General features: G+C 44.8%; 19 protein-coding genes. 14 read left to right on the forward strand and 5 right to left on the reverse strand.

Annotated features, from left to right (window positions below):
- Positions 1-133: 133 nt before the first annotated feature.
- The 6 genes from nudF (at position 134) to parC (ending at position 7,095) form a co-directional block, all read left to right on the forward strand.
- Entirely contained in the window at positions 134-763 is a 630-nt protein-coding gene (gene nudF, locus CWO27_RS09645; protein WP_048658015.1) for an ADP-ribose diphosphatase, read from the forward strand.
- A gap of 4 nt (positions 764-767) precedes the next feature.
- Positions 768-1,208, forward strand: coding sequence for a DUF1249 family protein (locus tag CWO27_RS09650; RefSeq protein ID WP_004736016.1), 441 nt, complete (start codon positions 768-770; stop codon positions 1,206-1,208).
- Between the two features lie 59 nt (positions 1,209-1,267).
- Positions 1,268-2,092: a 3',5'-cyclic-AMP phosphodiesterase gene (gene cpdA, locus CWO27_RS09655; protein ID WP_102432172.1), complete on the forward strand. Its 825-nt coding sequence runs from the start codon at positions 1,268-1,270 to the stop codon at positions 2,090-2,092.
- Positions 2,093-2,107: 15 nt separating this feature from the next.
- Positions 2,108-2,713 carry an esterase YqiA gene (gene yqiA, locus CWO27_RS09660; protein WP_048658017.1) on the forward strand — a complete coding sequence of 202 codons (606 nt, stop codon included), beginning with the start codon at positions 2,108-2,110 and terminating at the stop codon, positions 2,711-2,713.
- Between the two features lie 239 nt (positions 2,714-2,952).
- Positions 2,953-4,833: a DNA topoisomerase IV subunit B gene (gene parE, locus CWO27_RS09665; RefSeq protein ID WP_107898913.1), complete on the forward strand. Its 1,881-nt coding sequence runs from the start codon at positions 2,953-2,955 to the stop codon at positions 4,831-4,833.
- A 3-nt stretch (positions 4,834-4,836) separates the two neighbouring features.
- Positions 4,837-7,095: a DNA topoisomerase IV subunit A gene (gene parC / locus CWO27_RS09670; RefSeq protein ID WP_048658018.1), complete on the forward strand. Its 2,259-nt coding sequence runs from the start codon at positions 4,837-4,839 to the stop codon at positions 7,093-7,095.
- Positions 7,096-7,211: 116 nt separating this feature from the next.
- Here parC and degS read toward each other — a convergent pair whose 3' ends face one another.
- The 3 genes from degS to zapG all read right to left on the reverse strand — a co-directional run bounded on the left by degS (position 7,212) and on the right by zapG (position 10,373).
- A complete protein-coding gene (gene degS / locus CWO27_RS09675) occupies positions 7,212-8,276 on the reverse strand; it encodes an outer membrane-stress sensor serine endopeptidase DegS (RefSeq protein WP_102480615.1) in 1,065 nt (354 codons plus the stop codon).
- A 158-nt stretch (positions 8,277-8,434) separates the two neighbouring features.
- Positions 8,435-9,790: a Do family serine endopeptidase gene (locus tag CWO27_RS09680; protein WP_102480616.1), complete on the reverse strand. Its 1,356-nt coding sequence runs from the start codon at positions 9,788-9,790 to the stop codon at positions 8,435-8,437.
- A 127-nt stretch (positions 9,791-9,917) separates the two neighbouring features.
- Positions 9,918-10,373 (reverse strand): Z-ring associated protein ZapG, encoded by a 456-nt coding sequence (zapG, locus tag CWO27_RS09685; protein WP_017629363.1) that lies wholly within the window; start codon positions 10,371-10,373, stop codon positions 9,918-9,920.
- Between the two features lie 219 nt (positions 10,374-10,592).
- Between zapG and zapE the strand changes: the two genes are divergently transcribed.
- From zapE to sspB, 8 genes are all read left to right on the forward strand, one after another.
- The gene (gene zapE / locus CWO27_RS09690) at positions 10,593-11,696 is read left to right on the forward strand and encodes a cell division protein ZapE (protein WP_048662655.1); all 1,104 of its coding nucleotides are present in this window, start codon (positions 10,593-10,595) and stop codon (positions 11,694-11,696) included.
- Positions 11,697-11,943: 247 nt separating this feature from the next.
- A complete protein-coding gene (rplM, locus tag CWO27_RS09695) occupies positions 11,944-12,372 on the forward strand; it encodes a 50S ribosomal protein L13 (protein WP_010434689.1) in 429 nt (142 codons plus the stop codon).
- A 13-nt stretch (positions 12,373-12,385) separates the two neighbouring features.
- Positions 12,386-12,778: a 30S ribosomal protein S9 gene (gene rpsI, locus CWO27_RS09700; RefSeq protein ID WP_004740758.1), complete on the forward strand. Its 393-nt coding sequence runs from the start codon at positions 12,386-12,388 to the stop codon at positions 12,776-12,778.
- Between the two features lie 330 nt (positions 12,779-13,108).
- Positions 13,109-13,699 (forward strand): ubiquinol-cytochrome c reductase iron-sulfur subunit, encoded by a 591-nt coding sequence (gene petA, locus CWO27_RS09705; protein ID WP_010434692.1) that lies wholly within the window; start codon positions 13,109-13,111, stop codon positions 13,697-13,699.
- A complete protein-coding gene (locus tag CWO27_RS09710) occupies positions 13,699-14,964 on the forward strand; it encodes a cytochrome b (protein WP_009848941.1) in 1,266 nt (421 codons plus the stop codon). The genes petA and CWO27_RS09710 overlap by 1 nt, the downstream gene beginning before the upstream one ends.
- The gene (locus CWO27_RS09715) at positions 14,961-15,698 is read left to right on the forward strand and encodes a cytochrome c1 (protein ID WP_107898914.1); all 738 of its coding nucleotides are present in this window, start codon (positions 14,961-14,963) and stop codon (positions 15,696-15,698) included. Before CWO27_RS09710 ends, CWO27_RS09715 begins: the two co-directional genes overlap by 4 nt.
- A 97-nt stretch (positions 15,699-15,795) precedes the next feature.
- Positions 15,796-16,431, forward strand: coding sequence for a stringent starvation protein SspA (sspA, locus tag CWO27_RS09720; RefSeq protein ID WP_009848943.1), 636 nt, complete (start codon positions 15,796-15,798; stop codon positions 16,429-16,431).
- A gap of 6 nt (positions 16,432-16,437) precedes the next feature.
- Entirely contained in the window at positions 16,438-16,932 is a 495-nt protein-coding gene (sspB, locus tag CWO27_RS09725; RefSeq protein ID WP_017072808.1) for a ClpXP protease specificity-enhancing factor, read from the forward strand.
- Between the two features lie 91 nt (positions 16,933-17,023).
- On the opposite strand, the gene CWO27_RS09730 is transcribed toward sspB, so the two are convergent.
- A complete protein-coding gene (locus tag CWO27_RS09730) occupies positions 17,024-17,629 on the reverse strand; it encodes a BON domain-containing protein (RefSeq protein ID WP_048658024.1) in 606 nt (201 codons plus the stop codon).
- Between the two features lie 16 nt (positions 17,630-17,645).
- On the reverse strand, positions 17,646-18,236 hold the full coding sequence (locus CWO27_RS09735; RefSeq protein ID WP_004729817.1) for a phosphoheptose isomerase: 591 nt from the start codon (positions 18,234-18,236) through the stop codon (positions 17,646-17,648).
- Between the last annotated feature and the right edge of the window lies 1 nt (position 18,237).

Below are 18,237 nucleotides of genomic sequence, written 5' to 3' on the forward strand. Positions count from 1 at the left end.
CTGTCCACTTGTGCAATATTTATTTTTTAAAACTTAACTTTAATTATAAATTTTATATAAAAAGTTGAACCTTATCCTTGGTAGTTAACTCGGACAATGAGTAAACTATAAAGATCACTTAGTGAGGTACCAAATGCAACAGTATGACAATCAACGACATGAGTTTACTCCGCAAGATGTGGAAATAGTCTCAAAAGAGACGCTGTTTCGTGGTTTTTTCAAAATGGTTAAGTACACATTTAAACATAGACTGTTTGAGGGCGGCTGGAGCCAACCAATAGAGCGTGAGATGTTTGAGCGTGGACATGCTGCTGCTTTGCTACCTTATGATCCTGTGCGTGACGAAGTTGTGATCGTCGAACAGATCCGTGTCGGTGCTCTAGAGCATGAGACCCCATGGCAATACGAAATTGTTGCTGGGATCATTGATACCGATGAATCACCACAAGATGTCGCTCGTCGTGAAGCGATGGAAGAAGCCGGGGTCGAAGTCGGATCTGTGTTGCCTATTACTTCGTATTACCCTTCATCTGGTGGTTGCTCAGAAAAGCTTGACGTCTTTGTTGGCTGTGTTGATGCAACGACAGCCAAAGGGGTACACGGATTGGACTACGAAGGTGAAGACATTCGCGTACAAGTGATGAGTCGTGAAACTGCTTATCAGTTGGTAAAAGACGGTGTGTTTGAAAATGGAGCCACGATCATTGCGCTACAGTGGCTACAATTGAACTACCAAGAATTACAGTCAGAGTGGATAGATTAACGTCATGCCAAATATAGCAGTCAAGAAACCGTATCATGTTGATCTTGCTGAATTGATGCGAGTTTACGAGACGAACTATGCCAAACTGAACGCTTTGTTACCGGTTGGGCATGAAGTTGGTGACGTTCGCTGTTACCAAGCCGTTAATATGGTGTATCAATTGACAGTGAATGAGGTCACAAAATACACCACATTAATAGATATATGTCAGAGTGACGCGATGCCAGTGTTTCCTTTGCCAAAAATGTCTGTCAGGCTATATCACGACGCTCGAGTTGCAGAAGTGTGCGCTAGCGGGGATTTTTCAAGAGTCAAAGCGAAATATGACTATCCCAACACTAAGCTTCTGCAAAAGGACGAGAAATTTCAATTGAATAAATTTCTTGGGGAATGGTTAACGTTTTGTTTAAAAACGGGTATCAGCCGAACCCCAATTACCTTTTAATTGAGCCTATTTATCAACACTTTTAAAGTCTAAACAGTAACGTATCTGGATTTGTTATTTTGGAATTATCACACACTTCAAAATTTGATGAGAGCACTATTAAGCTTGTGCAGCTAACGGACACGCATTTGTTTGCGCCGAGCAATGGCAGCTTATTAAGCATCAACACTCAAGATAGCTTTCGTGCTGTAGTCGATGGCATTGTTAGTCAGGGTTTTGACTATCAAGCGATTTTAGCAACCGGTGATATCTCTCAAGATCACAGTGCTGAGTCGTACCAGAAATTTGAGTCAGGGATTCAACCTTTGGAAAAGTCATGCTATTGGCTGCCAGGGAACCATGACTTTAAGCCTAATATGGGCAGTGTTTTACCATCACCACAAATACAGTGTGTTGAGCATGTCTTGCTAGGCGATAACTGGCAGATGGTGATGCTAGACTCGCAGGTGGTTGGTGTGCCTCATGGTCGCCTTAGCGATCAACAGCTTGATCTGTTAGAACAAAAGCTGACGGAATTCCCTGAACGTAATACTTTGGTTCTATTGCATCACCATCCATTGCTGGTTGGCAGTGCATGGTTGGATCAGCATAACCTAAAAGACGCCGATCAATTTTGGGATGTGGTTCAACAGCACACCAATGTCAAAGCAGTATTGTGTGGTCACGTTCATCAAGACATGAATCGAGATCATTATGGTGTACAAGTCATGGCAACACCGTCGACTTGTGTGCAATTCAAACCTAACTCAGATGACTTCGCGGTAGATACTTTGTCTCCGGGCTGGAGAGAGATTGAATTACATCAAGACGGAACGGTCAGCACGCAAGTTCGTCGTTTGCCTCATGGGCAGTTCTTGCCTGATTTTGAAGCCGCTGGTTATTAATGAAGGTTGTTATTGATGTTAGGCTCTAATCAGCAAGCGACTAAGCCATCGCTGCTTCTCTATATTCACGGGTTTAACAGTTCATCACGTTCTCATAAAGCGAATGTGATGGCAGATTACTGTGCGGAGCATCGCGCTGATATTAAAGTCGTAACGCCTCAACTGCCGAGTTTCCCTAAGCAAGCGGCACTTCATTTGCAACAGCTGGTGGAGCAATACAAAGAGCAATATCAGATAGCGTTGGTCGGTAGCTCACTAGGTGGCTATCTTTCAACATGGCTGAATAGCCACTATGGTTTTAAAGCGGTGGTTGTAAACCCTGCAGTGAAGCCGTATGAGCTTCTTGCTGACTATTTAGGTGAACAAGTAAACCCATACACAGATGAACGATATGTACTGGAAACAAAACATATTGATGAACTGAAGGCGTTAGAGGTTTCGGCTATCGCTAAGCCGAGCGACTTCTGGTTACTTCAGCAAACGGAAGACGAAGTTCTGGATTACCGACAAGCGGTAGAGAAGTACCAAGGTGCAACACAGACAGTAGAAGAGGGCGGGGATCATAGCTTTGTTGATTTTGAACGCTACCCACAACAAATCATCACCTTTCTAAATCTTTAATCTGTTCCACCAACCAAGTGATTTTCTCTTGTTTGCCTGTTATTTCATCTATCAATGGTGAAATATCATAGTTTGATGTCTTAGTTTTTGAACTAGCTTGACATCATTACTCAGCTTCCAGACTATATTCCCCAATACTTCGCTCGTTCGCTCTACTATGACGGTTCATAGTAATGATTCTGCTTTAGTGAAACTGGAGCCAGCGAACTGACGCAAACTTTTTGAGTAAACTCCGTATTATGACTGAACAATATAATGCAAAAGACCTCGAGGTACTTGAAGGTCTCGATCCTGTGCGACACCGCCCAGGAATGTATACCGAGACAGAAAGACCTAACCACCTTGCCCAAGAAGTCATTGATAACTCGGTCGATGAAGCATTAGCGGGACACGCTAAGAAAATCAAAGTTGTGCTTCATGCAGACCAATCGTTAGAAGTTACCGATGACGGCCGTGGTATGCCTGTCGATATTCACCCAGAAAAAGGGATCTCAGGTGTTGAGCTGATTTTAACAAAGCTCCACTCTGGTGGTAAATTCTCGAACAACAACTACAAGTTCTCTGGTGGTCTGCACGGTGTAGGTATCTCGGTAGTAAACGCGCTGTCAAAACGTGTTGAAGTGACCGTACGCCGAGAAGGTCAGGTTCACGAGATCGCACTTGAAGGCGGTCATGCAGTAACAGAGCTTACTGTAACGGGCACTTGTGGTCATCGTAACAGTGGTACATCAGTACATTTCTGGCCTGATCCTAAGTACTTTGATAGCCCTAAATTCTCGACACTTCGTTTGATTAACAATCTACGTGCAAAAGCAGTGCTTTGCCCAGGTTTAGAAATTACCTTTATCGACAAAGTCGGTGGCGAAGAGCATAAATGGTTCTATGAAGATGGCCTAAAAGATTACCTTTCCGAAGGCGTGAAAGGTTATACCTTGCTGCCTGAAGAACCTTATGTTGGCGAATTCGTTGCTGAAACCGAAATGGCAAACTGGGCGATCATCTGGCAGCCAGAAGGCGGTGATATGATCACCGAGAGTTATGTGAACTTAGTACCGACTAAACAAGGTGGTACACACGTAAACGGTCTTCGCCAAGGTTTGCTTGATGCAATGCGTGAGTTCTGTGAATTCCGGAACTTGTTACCACGCGGCGTTAAGCTAACTGGCGACGATATTTTCGATCGCTGTTCGTACGTACTATCGGTGAAGATGCAAGATCCGCAGTTTGCAGGTCAAACAAAAGAACGCTTGTCTTCGCGTCAAACCGCTGCGTTTGTTTCTGGTGTGGTAAAAGATGCCTTTAGCCTGTGGCTGAACGAAAAGCCACAACTGGCAGAACAGTTGGCAGAAGCTTGTATTGCGAATGCCCACCGCCGTATGCGCGCAAGCAAAAAGGTTGTGCGTAAGAAAATCGCCTCAGGCCCAGCACTGCCGGGTAAGCTAACGGATTGTTCGGTTCAAGATTTAAGCCGTACTGAAATCTTCTTCGTGGAAGGGGACTCGGCGGGTGGTTCTGCTAAACAAGCGCGTGACCGTGAGTTCCAAGCGGTGATGCCACTTCGCGGTAAGATCCTAAATACGTGGGAAGTGTCGGCAGACCAAGTATTGGCTTCGCAAGAAGTGCACGATATCTCGGTAGCTCTGGGTATCGACCCGGACAACGATGACTTATCAGGCCTGCGTTACGGTAAGATCTGTATTCTTGCCGATGCGGACTCGGATGGTCTTCATATCGCGACACTGTTATGTGCATTGTTTACTCGCCATTTCCATGCTTTGGTTGAAGCGGGCCATATCTATGTGGCAATGCCTCCTCTGTATCGTATCGATTGCGGTAAAGAAGTGTTCTACGCACTCGATGACGCAGAGAAAGACGGTGTGCTTGAGCGACTATCGCAGAAGAAAGCCAAGATCAACGTGCAACGATTCAAAGGTCTGGGTGAAATGAACCCACTTCAGTTGCGTGAAACCACCATGGATCCAAACACTCGTCGCCTTGTTCAGTTAACGATTGATGACAGCGAAGCGACTAACGAGATGATGGACATGCTGCTTGGTAAGAAACGTGCAGATGATCGCCGTACATGGCTACAGACTAACGGTGATATGGCCGAGGTATAATGGATGTCTAACGAAATTACATATGATGGTGTTGAACAGCTGCCAATGCGCAAGTTCACCGAAGATGCCTACTTAAATTACTCAATGTACGTGATCATGGATCGTGCATTGCCGTATATCGGTGACGGCTTGAAGCCAGTACAGCGTCGTATTATCTATGCGATGTCTGAGCTGGGGTTATCGGCTGCATCGAAATACAAAAAATCAGCACGTACCGTTGGTGACGTATTAGGTAAGTATCACCCACACGGTGACTCTGCTTGTTACGAAGCGATGGTATTGATGGCGCAGCCGTTCTCTTACCGCTACCCATTGGTAGATGGTCAAGGTAACTGGGGGGCACCTGATGATCCGAAATCGTTCGCTGCAATGCGTTATACCGAAGCAAAACTGTCTAAGTTTGCTGAAGTTCTGCTGGGCGAGTTAGGTCAAGGCACTGTTGACTGGCAACCAAACTTTGATGGCACGATGAAAGAGCCTCAAATGTTGCCTGCTCGTCTTCCACATATCCTGCTTAACGGTATCACGGGTATCGCGGTAGGTATGGCGACCGATATTCCACCACACAACGTGCGTGAAGTCGCTAATGCAGCCATTCACCTAATTGATACGCCTAAGTCTGAGCTTTCAGATGTGATGGGTTTCATTCAAGGTCCAGATTACCCGACAGAAGCTGAGATTATCTCTCCGAAATCGGATATCGAAAAGATCTACCGTACTGGACGTGGTAGCATCAAGATGCGCGCGGTTTGGCACAAGGAAGGTTCTGATATTGTTATCACGGCTTTACCTCATCAAGTGTCAGGTGCAAAGTTACTTGAGCAAATTGCTAACCAGATGCGCGCTAAGAAGCTGCCAATGGTTGACGACTTGCGCGATGAATCTGATCACGAGAACCCAACGCGTATCGTTGTCGTTCCTCGTTCGAATCGTATCGATTGTGATCAATTGATGAGTCACCTGTTTGCGTCGACGGATCTAGAGAAAAACTTCCGCGTTAACTTGAACATGATTGGTTTAGATAACCGTCCTCAGGTTAAAGGCTTAGTTCAAATCCTGAAAGAGTGGATCGAGTTCCGCCGCACAACAGTTCGTCGTCGTTTGCAGTACCGTTTAGATAAAGTACTGGCACGTTTGCACATCTTAGAAGGCTTACTTGCTGCTTATCTTAATATCGATGAAGTGATTGAGATCATTCGTACAGAAGACGAACCATGTCCTGTCCTTATGAGCCGTTTCAACATTTCTGAAGTTCAAGCTAATGCGATTCTTGATATTAAACTTCGTAACTTAGCTAAGTTAGAAGAGTTTAAAATCCGAGCTGAGCAAGAAGAGCTTGAAGCTGAACGTGAAAAGCTTGAAAAGCTACTCGGTTCAGAGCGTCGCTTGAATACGCTGATCAAGAAAGAAATCCAAGCAGATGCGGATAAATACGGCGATGATCGTCGTTCACCTCTGATTGAGCGTGCTGAAGCGAAAGCGCTAACAGAGCGTGACTTAGTACCAAGCGAACCAATCACAGTTGTGTTGTCTGAAAAAGGTTGGATTCGTCATGCCAAAGGGCATGAGGTTGATGCTGAAGGCTTGAACTATAAATCAGGTGATAAATTCCTAGCGAGCGCTAAGGGTAAGAGTAATCAACAAGCGGTGTTCCTTGGCAGTGATGGCCGAAGCTACTCCCTTGAATCACACTCATTACCGTCGGCACGTAGCCAAGGTGAGCCAATTACAGGCCGCTTGAACGTCAGCCCAGGTACTTCTATTCGCCAAGTGGTGATGGGAGAGAATGAGCAATTATGGTTAGTCGGTTCTGATGCAGGTTATGGCTTTGTTTGTAAGGGTAGCGACCTGCTATCTAAGAACAAGAGCGGTAAAGCGTTGGTTAACTTGCCACAAGCTTCTGAAGTGATGATGCCAAGTCCGATTGCTGATTTAGATAGTAACCAGATTCTGGCGATTACTAACCAAGGCCGTATGTTGTTGTTCCCTATTAAAGACCTACCTCAGTTGAGCAAGGGTAAAGGCAACAAGATCATCAACATCCCTTCGGCGAAAGCAAAAGAGCGTGAAGAGTTTGTCTCGCACTTGATGGCTATCCCAGAGAATGCGACGCTGACTATCTACGCCGGTAAACGCAAGCTTGGCTTGAAGCCTGCTGACCTTGAAAACTTCCGTGGTGAACGTGGTCGCCGTGGTGGCCTACTACCAAGAGGTTTACAGCGAGTGACTCGCATCGATATCGAAGAGCCAAGTGAATCGTAGAGATACCTGATACTATCTTTAGATAAAAGAAAACCCAGCCTGTGAGCTGGGTTTTTTGTATTTGTTTATTAGCAGCTTAAATCTAGCAGCTTGAACCACTGCTAACAGCGTTTGTTCTACAGGCGAGTATCTTCAGCAATTGTCACTTTGAGGGTTTTGTTTTCACCTTGGCGTAAGATTCCCACATCAATCTCGGTACCTGGACGCAAATCAGTAACAGTATCCATCACACTCTGACGACCATTTACCTGGTTATTATTGATACTTACAATAATGTCTTGAGCTTCAAAACCGGCATCCGCAGCGGGGCCATTTGGATCGATACCTAACACAACAATACCGCCGATATTCTTAGTACCCAACATGCGTGAGGTGACAGAGTTGATGTCTTGTCCATCGATACCGATATAACCACGAATTACACGGCCATCGGCGATGATCTTCTCCATGATTTTATTAGCAAGCGGATAGGGGATAGCGAATGAGATCCCATAGGTTTCCATGTCGGTAGCTTGTTGGAAAGAGGCGGTATTGATACCGACTAGCTCACCTTGTGAATTCACCAGTGCACCACCTGAGTTACCTTCATTGATTGCTGCATCGGTCTGGATAAAGGCTTGATGACCATCAGCACTGATCGAAGAGCGGCCAGTTGCAGAGATGATACCAAAGGTTGTTGTTTGACCTAGGTTATATGGATTACCTATCGCCAGTACCACATCACCAACATTGGCTTTGTAGCTTGGGTTTAATGGGATTACTGGTAGGTTGTCACCGCTGACTCTCAGTATCGCGATATCGGTGCGTTTGTCTGAGCCGACAAGTTGCGCTGCTGCTACTCGGCCATCTTGAAGGGCCACAACTATTTGGTCTGCTTGAGCCACAACATGGAAGTTGGTAATGATGTAGCCTTTCTCGCTAACAATCACCCCAGACCCCAAACCTTGAGTCAGTAGCTTGTTACGATCATCTTCGGCGTATTTACGGCTATAAATATTAACCACGGCAGGTGCCGCGCGGCGTACTGCTTGATTGAATGAAATCTGAAGAGAGCCAATATTGTCGACTTTAGGGTTAGTGACATCTGCAACAATAGCTGGTCTTAAGCTTGGAAAAGCGAGAAGAATCAGAGCCGCTGAAACGAGTCCAAGGGAAATAGAACGAAATAGAAAGGACAGCATGTTTCCCTCTTCAACAAGTAAGGTGTGAAGCCTCCGTAGATGGATGACTGACTTGATTACTAGTGAAGCATAGCATTTTGATTCATCTAAAGAAAAGGGAGACTGAGTAAGTTTAAAGCAAACTTACCGAGCCTCCCTGTTATTACGTTGACGTATGACTATCTAATAACGAGGTAGATAGTTCTGTCGCCACGTTGGATATTTAGCGCTAGTACGCCCGGCTGTTTCTCAAGAATATCTCTAAATTCAGCAAGGTTCTTAACGGTTTGGCGATTGACGCCAATAATGATGTCGTCTTTGAGAAGTTGATAAGCTTCTGCTGGTGAGCCTTGAGCCACACTTGACACTTTCACGCCCGTTGCTGAGTCGCTGTCTGTTGTGTTGGTGAGCTCTGCACCAGCTAAGCCTTCATGCAGTTTTTCAGCTTGTGTCTTGCTGTTGGTTGATTCACCCAGAGTCACATCAAAGGTTTTGTTCTTGCCGTCGCGAACCACGCCCAGTTCGATTTCTTTACCTGCACCGAGTGTAGCGACTTTAGCTCTTAATTCACTGAAAGTATCAATACGTTTACCATTAATAGAGACAATAATGTCACCCGCTTTCAGGCCTGCATCATCGGCTGCACTGTCCGGCACGACTTGGCTAACGAAGGCGCCTTTACTTGATTCATAACCGAGTGCTTCTGCTAGTTCTGAGGTGATCTCTCCACCTTGAACGCCCAGCATGCCGCGTTTTACTTCACCGAAATCGAGAATTTGTTCTGTCAGGTTTTTCATCATATTGGATGGGATTGCAAAGCCGATACCGACATTACCTCCGTTAGGGCCAAGAATGGCAGTATTGATACCAATCAGTTCACCGTTGAGGTTAACTAGCGCACCACCAGAGTTACCGCTGTTGATTGCCGCATCGGTCTGAATGAAGTTCTCAAAGTTCTCTAGATTCAGGCCGCTACGACCAAGCGCAGAAACAATACCTGATGTCACGGTTTGACCAAGTCCAAATGGGTTACCAATTGCGACACTAAAATCACCAACTCTTAACTTGTCTGAGTCTGCCACTTTTATCTGAGTAAGGTTCTTGGCTTCTTCTAGTTTAAGCAGCGCGATATCCGACATCTGGTCGCCACCGATAAGTTCGGCATCGTATTCTCGACCATCATGAAGTTTTACTTTGATATCGTCAGCACCATTAATCACATGGTAGTTAGTCACGATATGGCCTTTCTTGGCATCAATGATCACACCAGAGCCTAATCCGCGGAATGGGCGCTCTCGTGTTTGTTCTGGACCAAAAAAGAATTGGAATTGTTCAGGGATTTGCTGGCGTTGTACCTGTTTGCCTTCTACGGCAATACTAACCACAGCGGGGGTCACTTGTTCAAGCATAGGCGCGAGGCTTGGTAATTGTTCATTACCCACACTTAATGGTAGTGCGGCCGTTGCTTGAATGGGGGTGATGATTGAACTTAAGCTTAAAGTCAGTACTGATAAAGCAAGCAAAGGTTTTTTCATCATAAACTCCTCTCTAGTTAAGGTCTTACCCCTCTCACTACGTGTAATAAGTATGAGAAGTTTCAAATGACCTGAGTGAAAGTTATGACTCAAAAACCTTTGTAAAGTTCACAGAAGTGTTAAATGTTTATGATGCTTTTGCTGTCACTACATCAGGAGCATCAATGATCTCTTTCTTCTGTTCTGTAAATAAACCGGTTGCGCCATTCGCGTAATCTTTCGGTTGTTCCTCAAGTGTCGCTTCTTTAATTGAAGGCTTATCTTGTGATTTGTCCGAATGAGCGGCGGCTGTTTTTACAAACGGGTTGTCTTGCTCTGGCAGGTTAGGAATCAGCTCTGAGCTTGTTTTTTCCATGTGTTGGTACAGTTTCGTGTAGTCCTTACCTAAGGTGTCCAACATTTCTGCTGATTTCGCAAAGTGGTCAGCCAGCTCTTGTCGCTGCTGTTCTAGGGCAAACTTTGCGCTATCTAATTCTTTCTGTACGTTCTTTTGTTTTTTGTATTCAGGTGTCATAAGACGAGAAATGGCGACCCCTAAAATAACTCCGACTAGTAAACCGGCAACGGCATACATCCAAGGCATAACAGCTCCTTATTATTGTTTTTTAACATGTTTGTTACTGCTTAGTTACACGTGATACGGCTCCATGGTACTATGAGAAAGCCGCAGTATAAAGAGAAATGCGTGTGCGCTAGTTAGCAGTTTGATGCTGCATTATTCACCACGTTACGTTATTTCTCGTACTGTTTGGGCTCATTTTTATTTGCTGTCTGATATCGCTTTCATTGTGGAAATGTCGTCATGAATCCCATTAAAAAATACGAACAAGATATAAAAGAACATGGATTTCAAAGAGATCCAGCACAAGAGCAAGCAGTTAAGTCTTTAGATGAACTCTTTCATCAATTCCAAGATTACATGAATACGCCTATTCCTCAACTAACTCGATTCCAGAAATTATTGGGCAAAAAACCAGAATTGCCACAGCCACCGAAAGGTCTCTATTTCTGGGGAGGCGTAGGGCGCGGTAAAACTTATCTAATGGATACGTTCTACGACGCCTTACCGACCACTAAAAAAATGCGGGTTCACTTTCATCGCTTTATGTATCGAGTTCATGATGAACTAAAGGCGCTAGGTAATGTTAGCGATCCATTGCCTTTAGTGGCAGACAAGTTGAAGGAAGAAGCGGACATTATCTGTTTCGACGAATTCTTTGTTTCAGACATCACTGATGCGATGATCCTAGGAACTTTGTTCCAAGAGTTGTTCGCTCGCAACGTTATCTTGGTCGCGACCTCTAATATTCCCCCTGCGGATCTATATCGTAACGGGTTACAGAGAGCGCGTTTCTTACCTGCCATTAAGCTTATTCAAGACAACTGCCACATTCTTAATGTTGATAGCGGTATTGATTATCGTCTGCGTACTTTAGAGCAAGCAGAGATTTACCATTACCCGCTAGATAGCCAAGCGAATATCAATCTCGAAAAGTATTACGCTCAGCTCGTAGGTGAAGATAAAGAGAAGCTTAAGCAGATTGAGGTTAATCACCGTCAATTAGAAGTAGTCGAAGCGAGTGATGGGGTGTTGCATGGTACTTTTGCTCAGCTTTGTCAGTCGGCTCGTAGCCAGAACGACTATATTGAGTTGTCTCGGGTTTATCACACGGTTCTATTGGCGGATGTATTGCAAATGGGGGCGACTTCAGATGATGCTGCAAGGCGCTTCATTGCATTAGTTGATGAGTTCTATGAGCGCAATGTGAAACTGATTATTTCAGCGCAAGTGGAGCTAGAAAAGCTATACACCCATGGTCAGCTAGAGTTTGAATTTAAACGTTGTCAATCGCGCTTAATTGAAATGCAGAGCCATGAATATTTGGCAAAAGAACACTTAAGTTAGCTTTGATTATCTCGAATAAGAAATAGAATTAAAAAAATCGTGATTTTGTTCAAAAAGAGGTGATTTTTTCTTCGCTCTTCTCTATAATCCTGCGACCTACCGTTACTGCGGGCCTCTAGCGATGAGTAAAATCACGTTATGCCAAGAGTTTTCCAACACTCGAAGGGGTGATGAATGGTAACTCTTAGACAGTGGGAATACGCGAGTATTCCTTAAGTGTAAATTTTTTAAATAGGTAATTATTAGCATGAAAACTTTCGTTGCTAAACCAGAAACTGTAAAACGCGACTGGTATGTTGTAGACGCTGAAGGCAAAACTCTTGGCCGTCTAGCAAGTGAAATCGCTTCTCGCCTACGCGGCAAGCACAAAGCAGAATACACTCCTCACGTAGACACTGGTGATTACATCATCGTTGTTAACGCTGAGAAAGTTGCTGTAACTGGTAACAAAGCTAAGGGTAAGGTTTACTACCGTCACTCTGAGTTCCCAGGTGGTCTTAAAACTATCACTTTTGAAAAGCTAATTGCTAAGAAACCAGAAATGGTTCTAGAACTAGCAGTTAAAGGTATGCTTCCACGTGGTCCTCTAGGCCGCGCGATGTACCGTAAGCTTAAAGTGTACGCTGGTACTGAGCACAACCATGTTGCTCAACAGCCACAAGTACTAGACATCTAAGGGGATTATGAAAATGGCAGAGAATCAATACTACGGCACTGGTCGTCGCAAAAGCTCAGCAGCTCGTGTTTTCATCAAACCAGGCTCTGGTGAGATCGTAATCAACAAGCGTAGCCTTGATGTTTACTTCGGTCGTCCAACTTCTCGTATGGTTGTTAAGCAACCTCTTGAGCTAGTTGAACTAACTGAGAAACTTGACCTTTACATCACTGTTTCTGGTGGTGGTATTTCTGGTCAAGCTGGCGCAATCCGCCACGGTATCACTCGCGCTCTTATGGAGTACGATGAAACTCTACGTCCTGCTCTACGTGCAGCTGGCTACGTTACTCGTGACGCTCGTTGCGTTGAACGTAAGAAAGTTGGTCTACGTAAAGCACGTCGTAAACCTCAATTCTCTAAGCGTTAATTTTTCTTTACGAAAAAGTACACGCTCCCAGTTTTACGACTGGAATTGTGGTTCAAAGCTCGGCTATATGCCGAGCTTTTTGTTTTTATACCCCCTCTAAACGCTTCCTCTCCCTCGTTTTATTCCCAAATTCTTATATTTTGAAAGCTTTTGTAACCCAATGTGCGCTTTGCCTCATGATTGTTACAAAAAGGTAGCTTTATCTTGTCAAAAAGTAGGGTTTTATTTATCATTTGCCGTCAATAAATAGAACTAAATACATATTTTGTTAGCCATGCTCTTTAATCGGAATTATTTCAATCCATAAGGAGCAAATGGGAGAATGTTTGGATGAGCAACGCGCCTTTAAATAACGGTCGCAGGCGTTTCTTAACCGCAACAACAGCCGTTGTTGGTGGTTTAGGAGCAGCTGCTGTAGCCGTGCCTTTTATTAAATCATGGAATCCGAGTGCCAAGGCGAAAGCTGCGGGCGCACCGGTGGAAGTGGAAGTCAGTAAGTTAGAGCCGGGACAAATGGTTCGTGTCGAGTGGCAAGGTAAACCTGTATGGGTTGTACGCCGTGCTGAGTCGGTACTAGAGAACCTAAAAGCGATCGGTGGTCAACTTCGTGACCCTCAATCTGAAGCTGAACAACAACCTGAATACGCGCAGAACGAGTTCCGTTCAATTAAGCCTGAATTCTTCGTTGCTGTTGGTTTCTGTACGCACTTAGGTTGTTCTCCAACTTACCTGCCGGATTCTTTTGCAGAGCAAGTTCAGGGTGTTAAGTCTGGTTTCTTCTGTCCTTGTCATGGTTCAAAGTTTGATATGGCAGGTCGAGTATTCCAAGGCGTACCAGCGCCATTGAATCTTGTTGTACCAAAGCATATGTATTTGAGTGACACTAAGATCATGATCGGTGTGGACGAGGGAGACGCGTAATGCAAGGATTGCTTGATTGGGTAGAGAAACGTCTACCCGCGATGAATGCTTATAAAAAGCATTTATCTGAATACCCAATGCCTAAGAACTTTAACTTTTGGTACCTTTTCGGTTCTTTAGCAATGTTGGTACTGGTTAACCAAATTCTTACGGGTATTTGGCTAACAATGAACTACGTACCGTCAGGTGAGGGTGCATTTGCTTCTGTTGAATACATCATGCGTGATGTGGAATACGGTTGGTTACTGCGTTACATGCACTCAACGGGTGCTTCGGCATTCTTCGTTGTTATCTACCTGCATATGTTCCGTGGCCTAATCTACGGTTCTTACCAAAAACCTCGTGAGCTACTTTGGATCTTCGGTATGTTGATCTTCTTAGTGCTTATGGCTGAGGCTTTCATGGGTTACCTACTACCATGGGGTCAAATGTCTTACTGGGGTGCTCAGGTAATCATTTCTTTGTTTGGTGCGATTCCTGTTATTGGTGATGACCTAACGCTTTGGATCCGTGGTGACTATATCATATCTGGTGCAACGCTGAACCGTTTCTTCGCACTGCACGTTATCGCTCTACCAATCGTACTTCTGCTACTTATCGTACTTCACGTACTAGCACTGCACGAAGTGGGTTCGAACAACCCAGATGGTATCGAGACTAAGCTTCCTAAAGGTACAATGGGCGACGATTACAAAACTCAGTTCCCATTCCATAAGGATTACACTAAGAAATACGACATCATCGACTCTATTCCTTTCCACCCATACGGGACGGTGAAAGACATGGTAGGTGTTGCTGGTTTCCTATTCTTGTTCTGTTACGTGCTGTTCTTTAACCCAGAAATGGGTGGATACTTCCTTGAGCCGCCTAACTTTGAAGCCGCGAATCCGCTGAAAACACCTGAGCATATTGCTCCAGTTTGGTACTTCACGCCGTTCTACGCTGTACTTCGTGCTGTTCCTGATAAGCTGCTAGGTGTAGTAGCAATGGGTGCATCTATTGTTGTGTTATTCCTATTGCCATGGTTCGACCGTTGTAAAGTGCGCTCTTACCGTTACCGTAGCAAACTGCATTTGATTAACATCATCCAATTCACAATAAGCTTTATTGCGCTTGGTGTACTTGGTGCGCTTCCAGCAACGCCAACATACACGCTACTGGCTCAAATCTTTAGCTTAGGTTATTTCATGTTCTTCGTTCTACTGTGGTTCTACAGTAAAAATGAAGCGACGAAACCATTACCAGAAAGGGTGACATTCAAATGAAAAAGTGGATTGTAATTTTATTTGCTATGTTGCCGTCATTGGCGATGGCAGCGGGTGCAAACGTACCATTAGACAAAGCGAACAATGACTTAACAGACAAAGCTTCATTGCAAAATGGCGCTAAGATGTTCATGAACTACTGTTTCGCTTGTCACTCAACGCAGTACCAGCGTTATGAACGTGTTGCGAATGATTTAGAGATCCCTGTTGAGCTAATGAAGGAAAACCTGATTTTCGACCCAGAGGCGAAAATTGGTAGCTTGATGGTTAACGCTATGCCTTCTGAGCAAGCGGCAAGTTGGTTTGGTGCTCCGCCACCTGACCTAACTTTGGTTGCTCGTGTTCGTGGCGCAGATTGGCTGTACACTTACCTTCGTACATTCTATGAAGATCCGTCTCGTCCGTTTGGCGTGAACAACATTGTTTTCCCAAGTGTAGGTATGCCGCACGTTCTTGAAGAGCTACAAGGTATCCCAACACCAATCTACGATACGCATATGGTAGATGGCGAGGAAGTGACGGTTGTTGTTGGTACTGAAACTGACGGTTCTGGTGAACTAAGTGCTGGTGAATACGACGAAGCGGTTCGTGACCTTGTTAACTTTTTGGTTTACTCGGGCGACCCAGTTCAACTTGAGCGTCACGCTATGGGTTGGTGGGTAATGGCCTTCTTAGTAATATTCACTATCATCGTGATTTTGCTGAAGAAAGAGTATTGGCGTGATGTGCACTAATTGTGCTATAATACCGTGCTAATTCCCAAATTATGTTAATGTTCAATGGAGGCTTTAGGCCTCCATTGTTTTTATTTAAAGTGTACTGGAGGGCTCCATGGCTGTAGCTGCCAATAAACGTTCTGTAATGACTCTTTTCTCAAGTGCTTCTGATATGTATAGCCATCAGGTGCGCATCGTTCTTGCTGAAAAAGGCGTAAGTGTTGAAGTTGAGTTGGTTGATGAAAAAAATCTACCAGCAGAGCTTGTTGAACTGAACCCGTACAAATCAGTACCTACTCTTGTTGATCGTGAGCTTGCTCTATATGACTCAAAGATCATCATGGAATACCTAGATGAGCGTTTCCCTCATCCACCATTGATGCCTGTATACCCGGTTGCTCGTGGTAACAGTCGTCTAATGATGTACCGCATTGAGCGTAACTGGTATTCAGTTGCAGAGAAGATCGTTAAAGGCAATGCTGAAGAATCTGAAGCAGCTCGCGTTAAACTGCGCAACGACCTACTGACTCTTGCTCCTATCTTCGCTGAGTATGAATACTTCATGAGCGAAGAGTTTAGCCTAATTGATTGTTACCTAGCTCCGCTACTATGGCGTTTACCTGAGCTTGGTATCGAACTAATTGGTCCTGGTTCTAAAGAGCTTAAGATTTACATGAACCGCGTATTCGAACGTGATTCATTCCTAGCTTCTCTAACTGAAGCTGAGCGTGAGATGCGACTTGTTCGCTAAGCGTTTATGGATATTTCTAATATGACTCCACGCCGACCATATATGCTTCGTGCATTTTATGAATGGCTGGTTGATAACGAATTAACTCCACACCTTGTTGTTGAAGCAACATTGCCGGGTGTGCGAGTTCCAGAAGAGTTTGTTCAAGATGGTCAGATCATTCTGAACATCGCGCCTCGTGCGGTTGGACAACTTGAACTGGGTAACGAAGCTGTGACGTTTAGTGCTCGCTTTAGTGGTCGTCCACACTCTGTGATCGTTCCGCTTTACGCAGTACAAGCGATTTATGCTCGTGAAAATGGTGCTGGTACCATGTTTGAACCTGAAGAGGCTTACATGGAAGCGTTTGAAGAAGGGATTGAAGAAAGTCCTTTTGAAGAACCAGAAAAAGGCCCATCTTTGAGCGTAGCAACGGCAGACGTAGATGCTGAAGAGCCTGACTCAGATCCTGAGCCACCTCGTCCAGCGAAAGGTCGCCCAAGCCTTCGTGTTATCAAATAACGTTAGTTAAATAACGAATCAAATAAAAAAGCAGCGACTCGTCGCTGCTTTTTCTTTTCTGGTAAATAGCATTTAATTGACTGACTTAAGGCTAGTTAACAGCCGTCTCTTCTTCACCATATTCAAATGCTCGAATGACCTGCTTTACGCCAGATATGTTACGCGCAACTTCTGTTGCGATATCAGCATGCTCTCGAGTGACCAGTCCAAGCAGGAATACTTCTGAGTCCTCAGTAATTACTTTTACTTTGATGCCGTTAAGCTCAGCATTAGCAAGCAGAGCTGACTTCACCTTAGTCGTAATCCAGCTGTCTTTGCTAATCGCGCTAACCGATAATGGCTCTTTCACTCGAATCTGGTTATGTATGCTTTCGACACCGGTTACTTCTTTGGCTTGGCTCTCAAAAGCACGACGTTCAGCGTCTGTTTTTGCTTGCCCCATTAACACCACAGAGCCGCGGTAAGAACTTGCAGTGACACGCACGCTACCACGGTAGGGTTGTTTATTAGTGATAGCTGCAACTTCAAATTCGATATTGTTGTCGTTCCAAATTTCTTTGGTGGTTCGCGTGTCAGTGACTAGATTTGCTGTGGTTGCCGCACCAGCAATGAAAATGCCAGCACAGCCAGACAGAGACAGTGTAAGTAGCGAAACACTAATCAGCTTAAACAGCCTCATAGAGGTTAATGATTTCATTGTGATGCTCCGTATATCACTCTTCGTGAGCAGGGAAGAGTACTTGATCGATTAGGTCACATAGGCAGTGTAGCGTCACCATATGTACTTCATGAATGCGCGCTGTACGGTGTGAAGGAATACGAATTTCTACATCGTGTTCACCAAGCAGACCTGCCATCTCGCCACCATCTTTACCGGTAAAGGCAATGATTGTCATGTCGCGCGTTACCGCCGCTTCCATTGCCTTGATGATATTCTTGCTGTTACCGCTAGTCGAGATAGCCAACAGAATATCGCCAGTTTGACCAAACGCACGCACTTGCTTAGAGAAGATCTCTTCATAGTGGTAGTCGTTAGCCACAGCTGTGAGCGTAGTGTTGTCTGCTGTGAGTGCCATCGCTGGAAGGCTAGGGCGCTCTGTTTCAAATCGGTTGAGTAGGCACGATACAAATTGCTGAGCATTCGACGCTGAACCACCATTACCACAACAAAGAATTTTGTTTCCGTTAAGCAAGGTCGCAACCATTGCTTGAGCGGCATGCGTGATTGCGTCAGGCAGAGCTTCTGCAGCCGCAATTTGGATTTGAATACTTTCTGTGAAACTTTCTTTAATGCTGTCTAGCATG

Source organism: Vibrio sp. 10N.286.51.C3 (genome assembly GCF_003050065.1).
GTDB lineage: Bacteria > Pseudomonadota > Gammaproteobacteria > Enterobacterales > Vibrionaceae > Vibrio > Vibrio crassostreae.

Bases quoted from the DNA above. Each gene is read 5' to 3' on its own strand.
- nudF (WP_048658015.1), top strand. From the start codon at position 134: ATGCAACAGTATGACAATCAACGACATGAGTTTACTCCGCAAGATGTG.
- CWO27_RS09650 (WP_004736016.1), top strand. From the start codon at position 768: ATGCCAAATATAGCAGTCAAGAAACCGTATCATGTTGATCTTGCTGAA.
- yqiA (WP_048658017.1), top strand. From the start codon at position 2,108: ATGTTAGGCTCTAATCAGCAAGCGACTAAGCCATCGCTGCTTCTCTAT.
- parE (WP_107898913.1), top strand. From the start codon at position 2,953: ATGACTGAACAATATAATGCAAAAGACCTCGAGGTACTTGAAGGTCTC.
- parC (WP_048658018.1), top strand. From the start codon at position 4,837: ATGTCTAACGAAATTACATATGATGGTGTTGAACAGCTGCCAATGCGC.
- degS (WP_102480615.1), bottom strand. From the start codon at position 8,276: ATGCTGTCCTTTCTATTTCGTTCTATTTCCCTTGGACTCGTTTCAGCG.
- CWO27_RS09680 (WP_102480616.1), bottom strand. From the start codon at position 9,790: ATGAAAAAACCTTTGCTTGCTTTATCAGTACTGACTTTAAGCTTAAGT.
- zapG (WP_017629363.1), bottom strand. From the start codon at position 10,373: ATGCCTTGGATGTATGCCGTTGCCGGTTTACTAGTCGGAGTTATTTTA.
- zapE (WP_048662655.1), top strand. From the start codon at position 10,593: ATGAATCCCATTAAAAAATACGAACAAGATATAAAAGAACATGGATTT.
- rplM (WP_010434689.1), top strand. From the start codon at position 11,944: ATGAAAACTTTCGTTGCTAAACCAGAAACTGTAAAACGCGACTGGTAT.
- rpsI (WP_004740758.1), top strand. From the start codon at position 12,386: ATGGCAGAGAATCAATACTACGGCACTGGTCGTCGCAAAAGCTCAGCA.
- petA (WP_010434692.1), top strand. From the start codon at position 13,109: ATGAGCAACGCGCCTTTAAATAACGGTCGCAGGCGTTTCTTAACCGCA.
- CWO27_RS09710 (WP_009848941.1), top strand. From the start codon at position 13,699: ATGCAAGGATTGCTTGATTGGGTAGAGAAACGTCTACCCGCGATGAAT.
- CWO27_RS09715 (WP_107898914.1), top strand. From the start codon at position 14,961: ATGAAAAAGTGGATTGTAATTTTATTTGCTATGTTGCCGTCATTGGCG.
- sspA (WP_009848943.1), top strand. From the start codon at position 15,796: ATGGCTGTAGCTGCCAATAAACGTTCTGTAATGACTCTTTTCTCAAGT.
- sspB (WP_017072808.1), top strand. From the start codon at position 16,438: ATGGATATTTCTAATATGACTCCACGCCGACCATATATGCTTCGTGCA.
- CWO27_RS09730 (WP_048658024.1), bottom strand. From the start codon at position 17,629: ATGAAATCATTAACCTCTATGAGGCTGTTTAAGCTGATTAGTGTTTCG.
- CWO27_RS09735 (WP_004729817.1), bottom strand. From the start codon at position 18,236: ATGCTAGACAGCATTAAAGAAAGTTTCACAGAAAGTATTCAAATCCAA.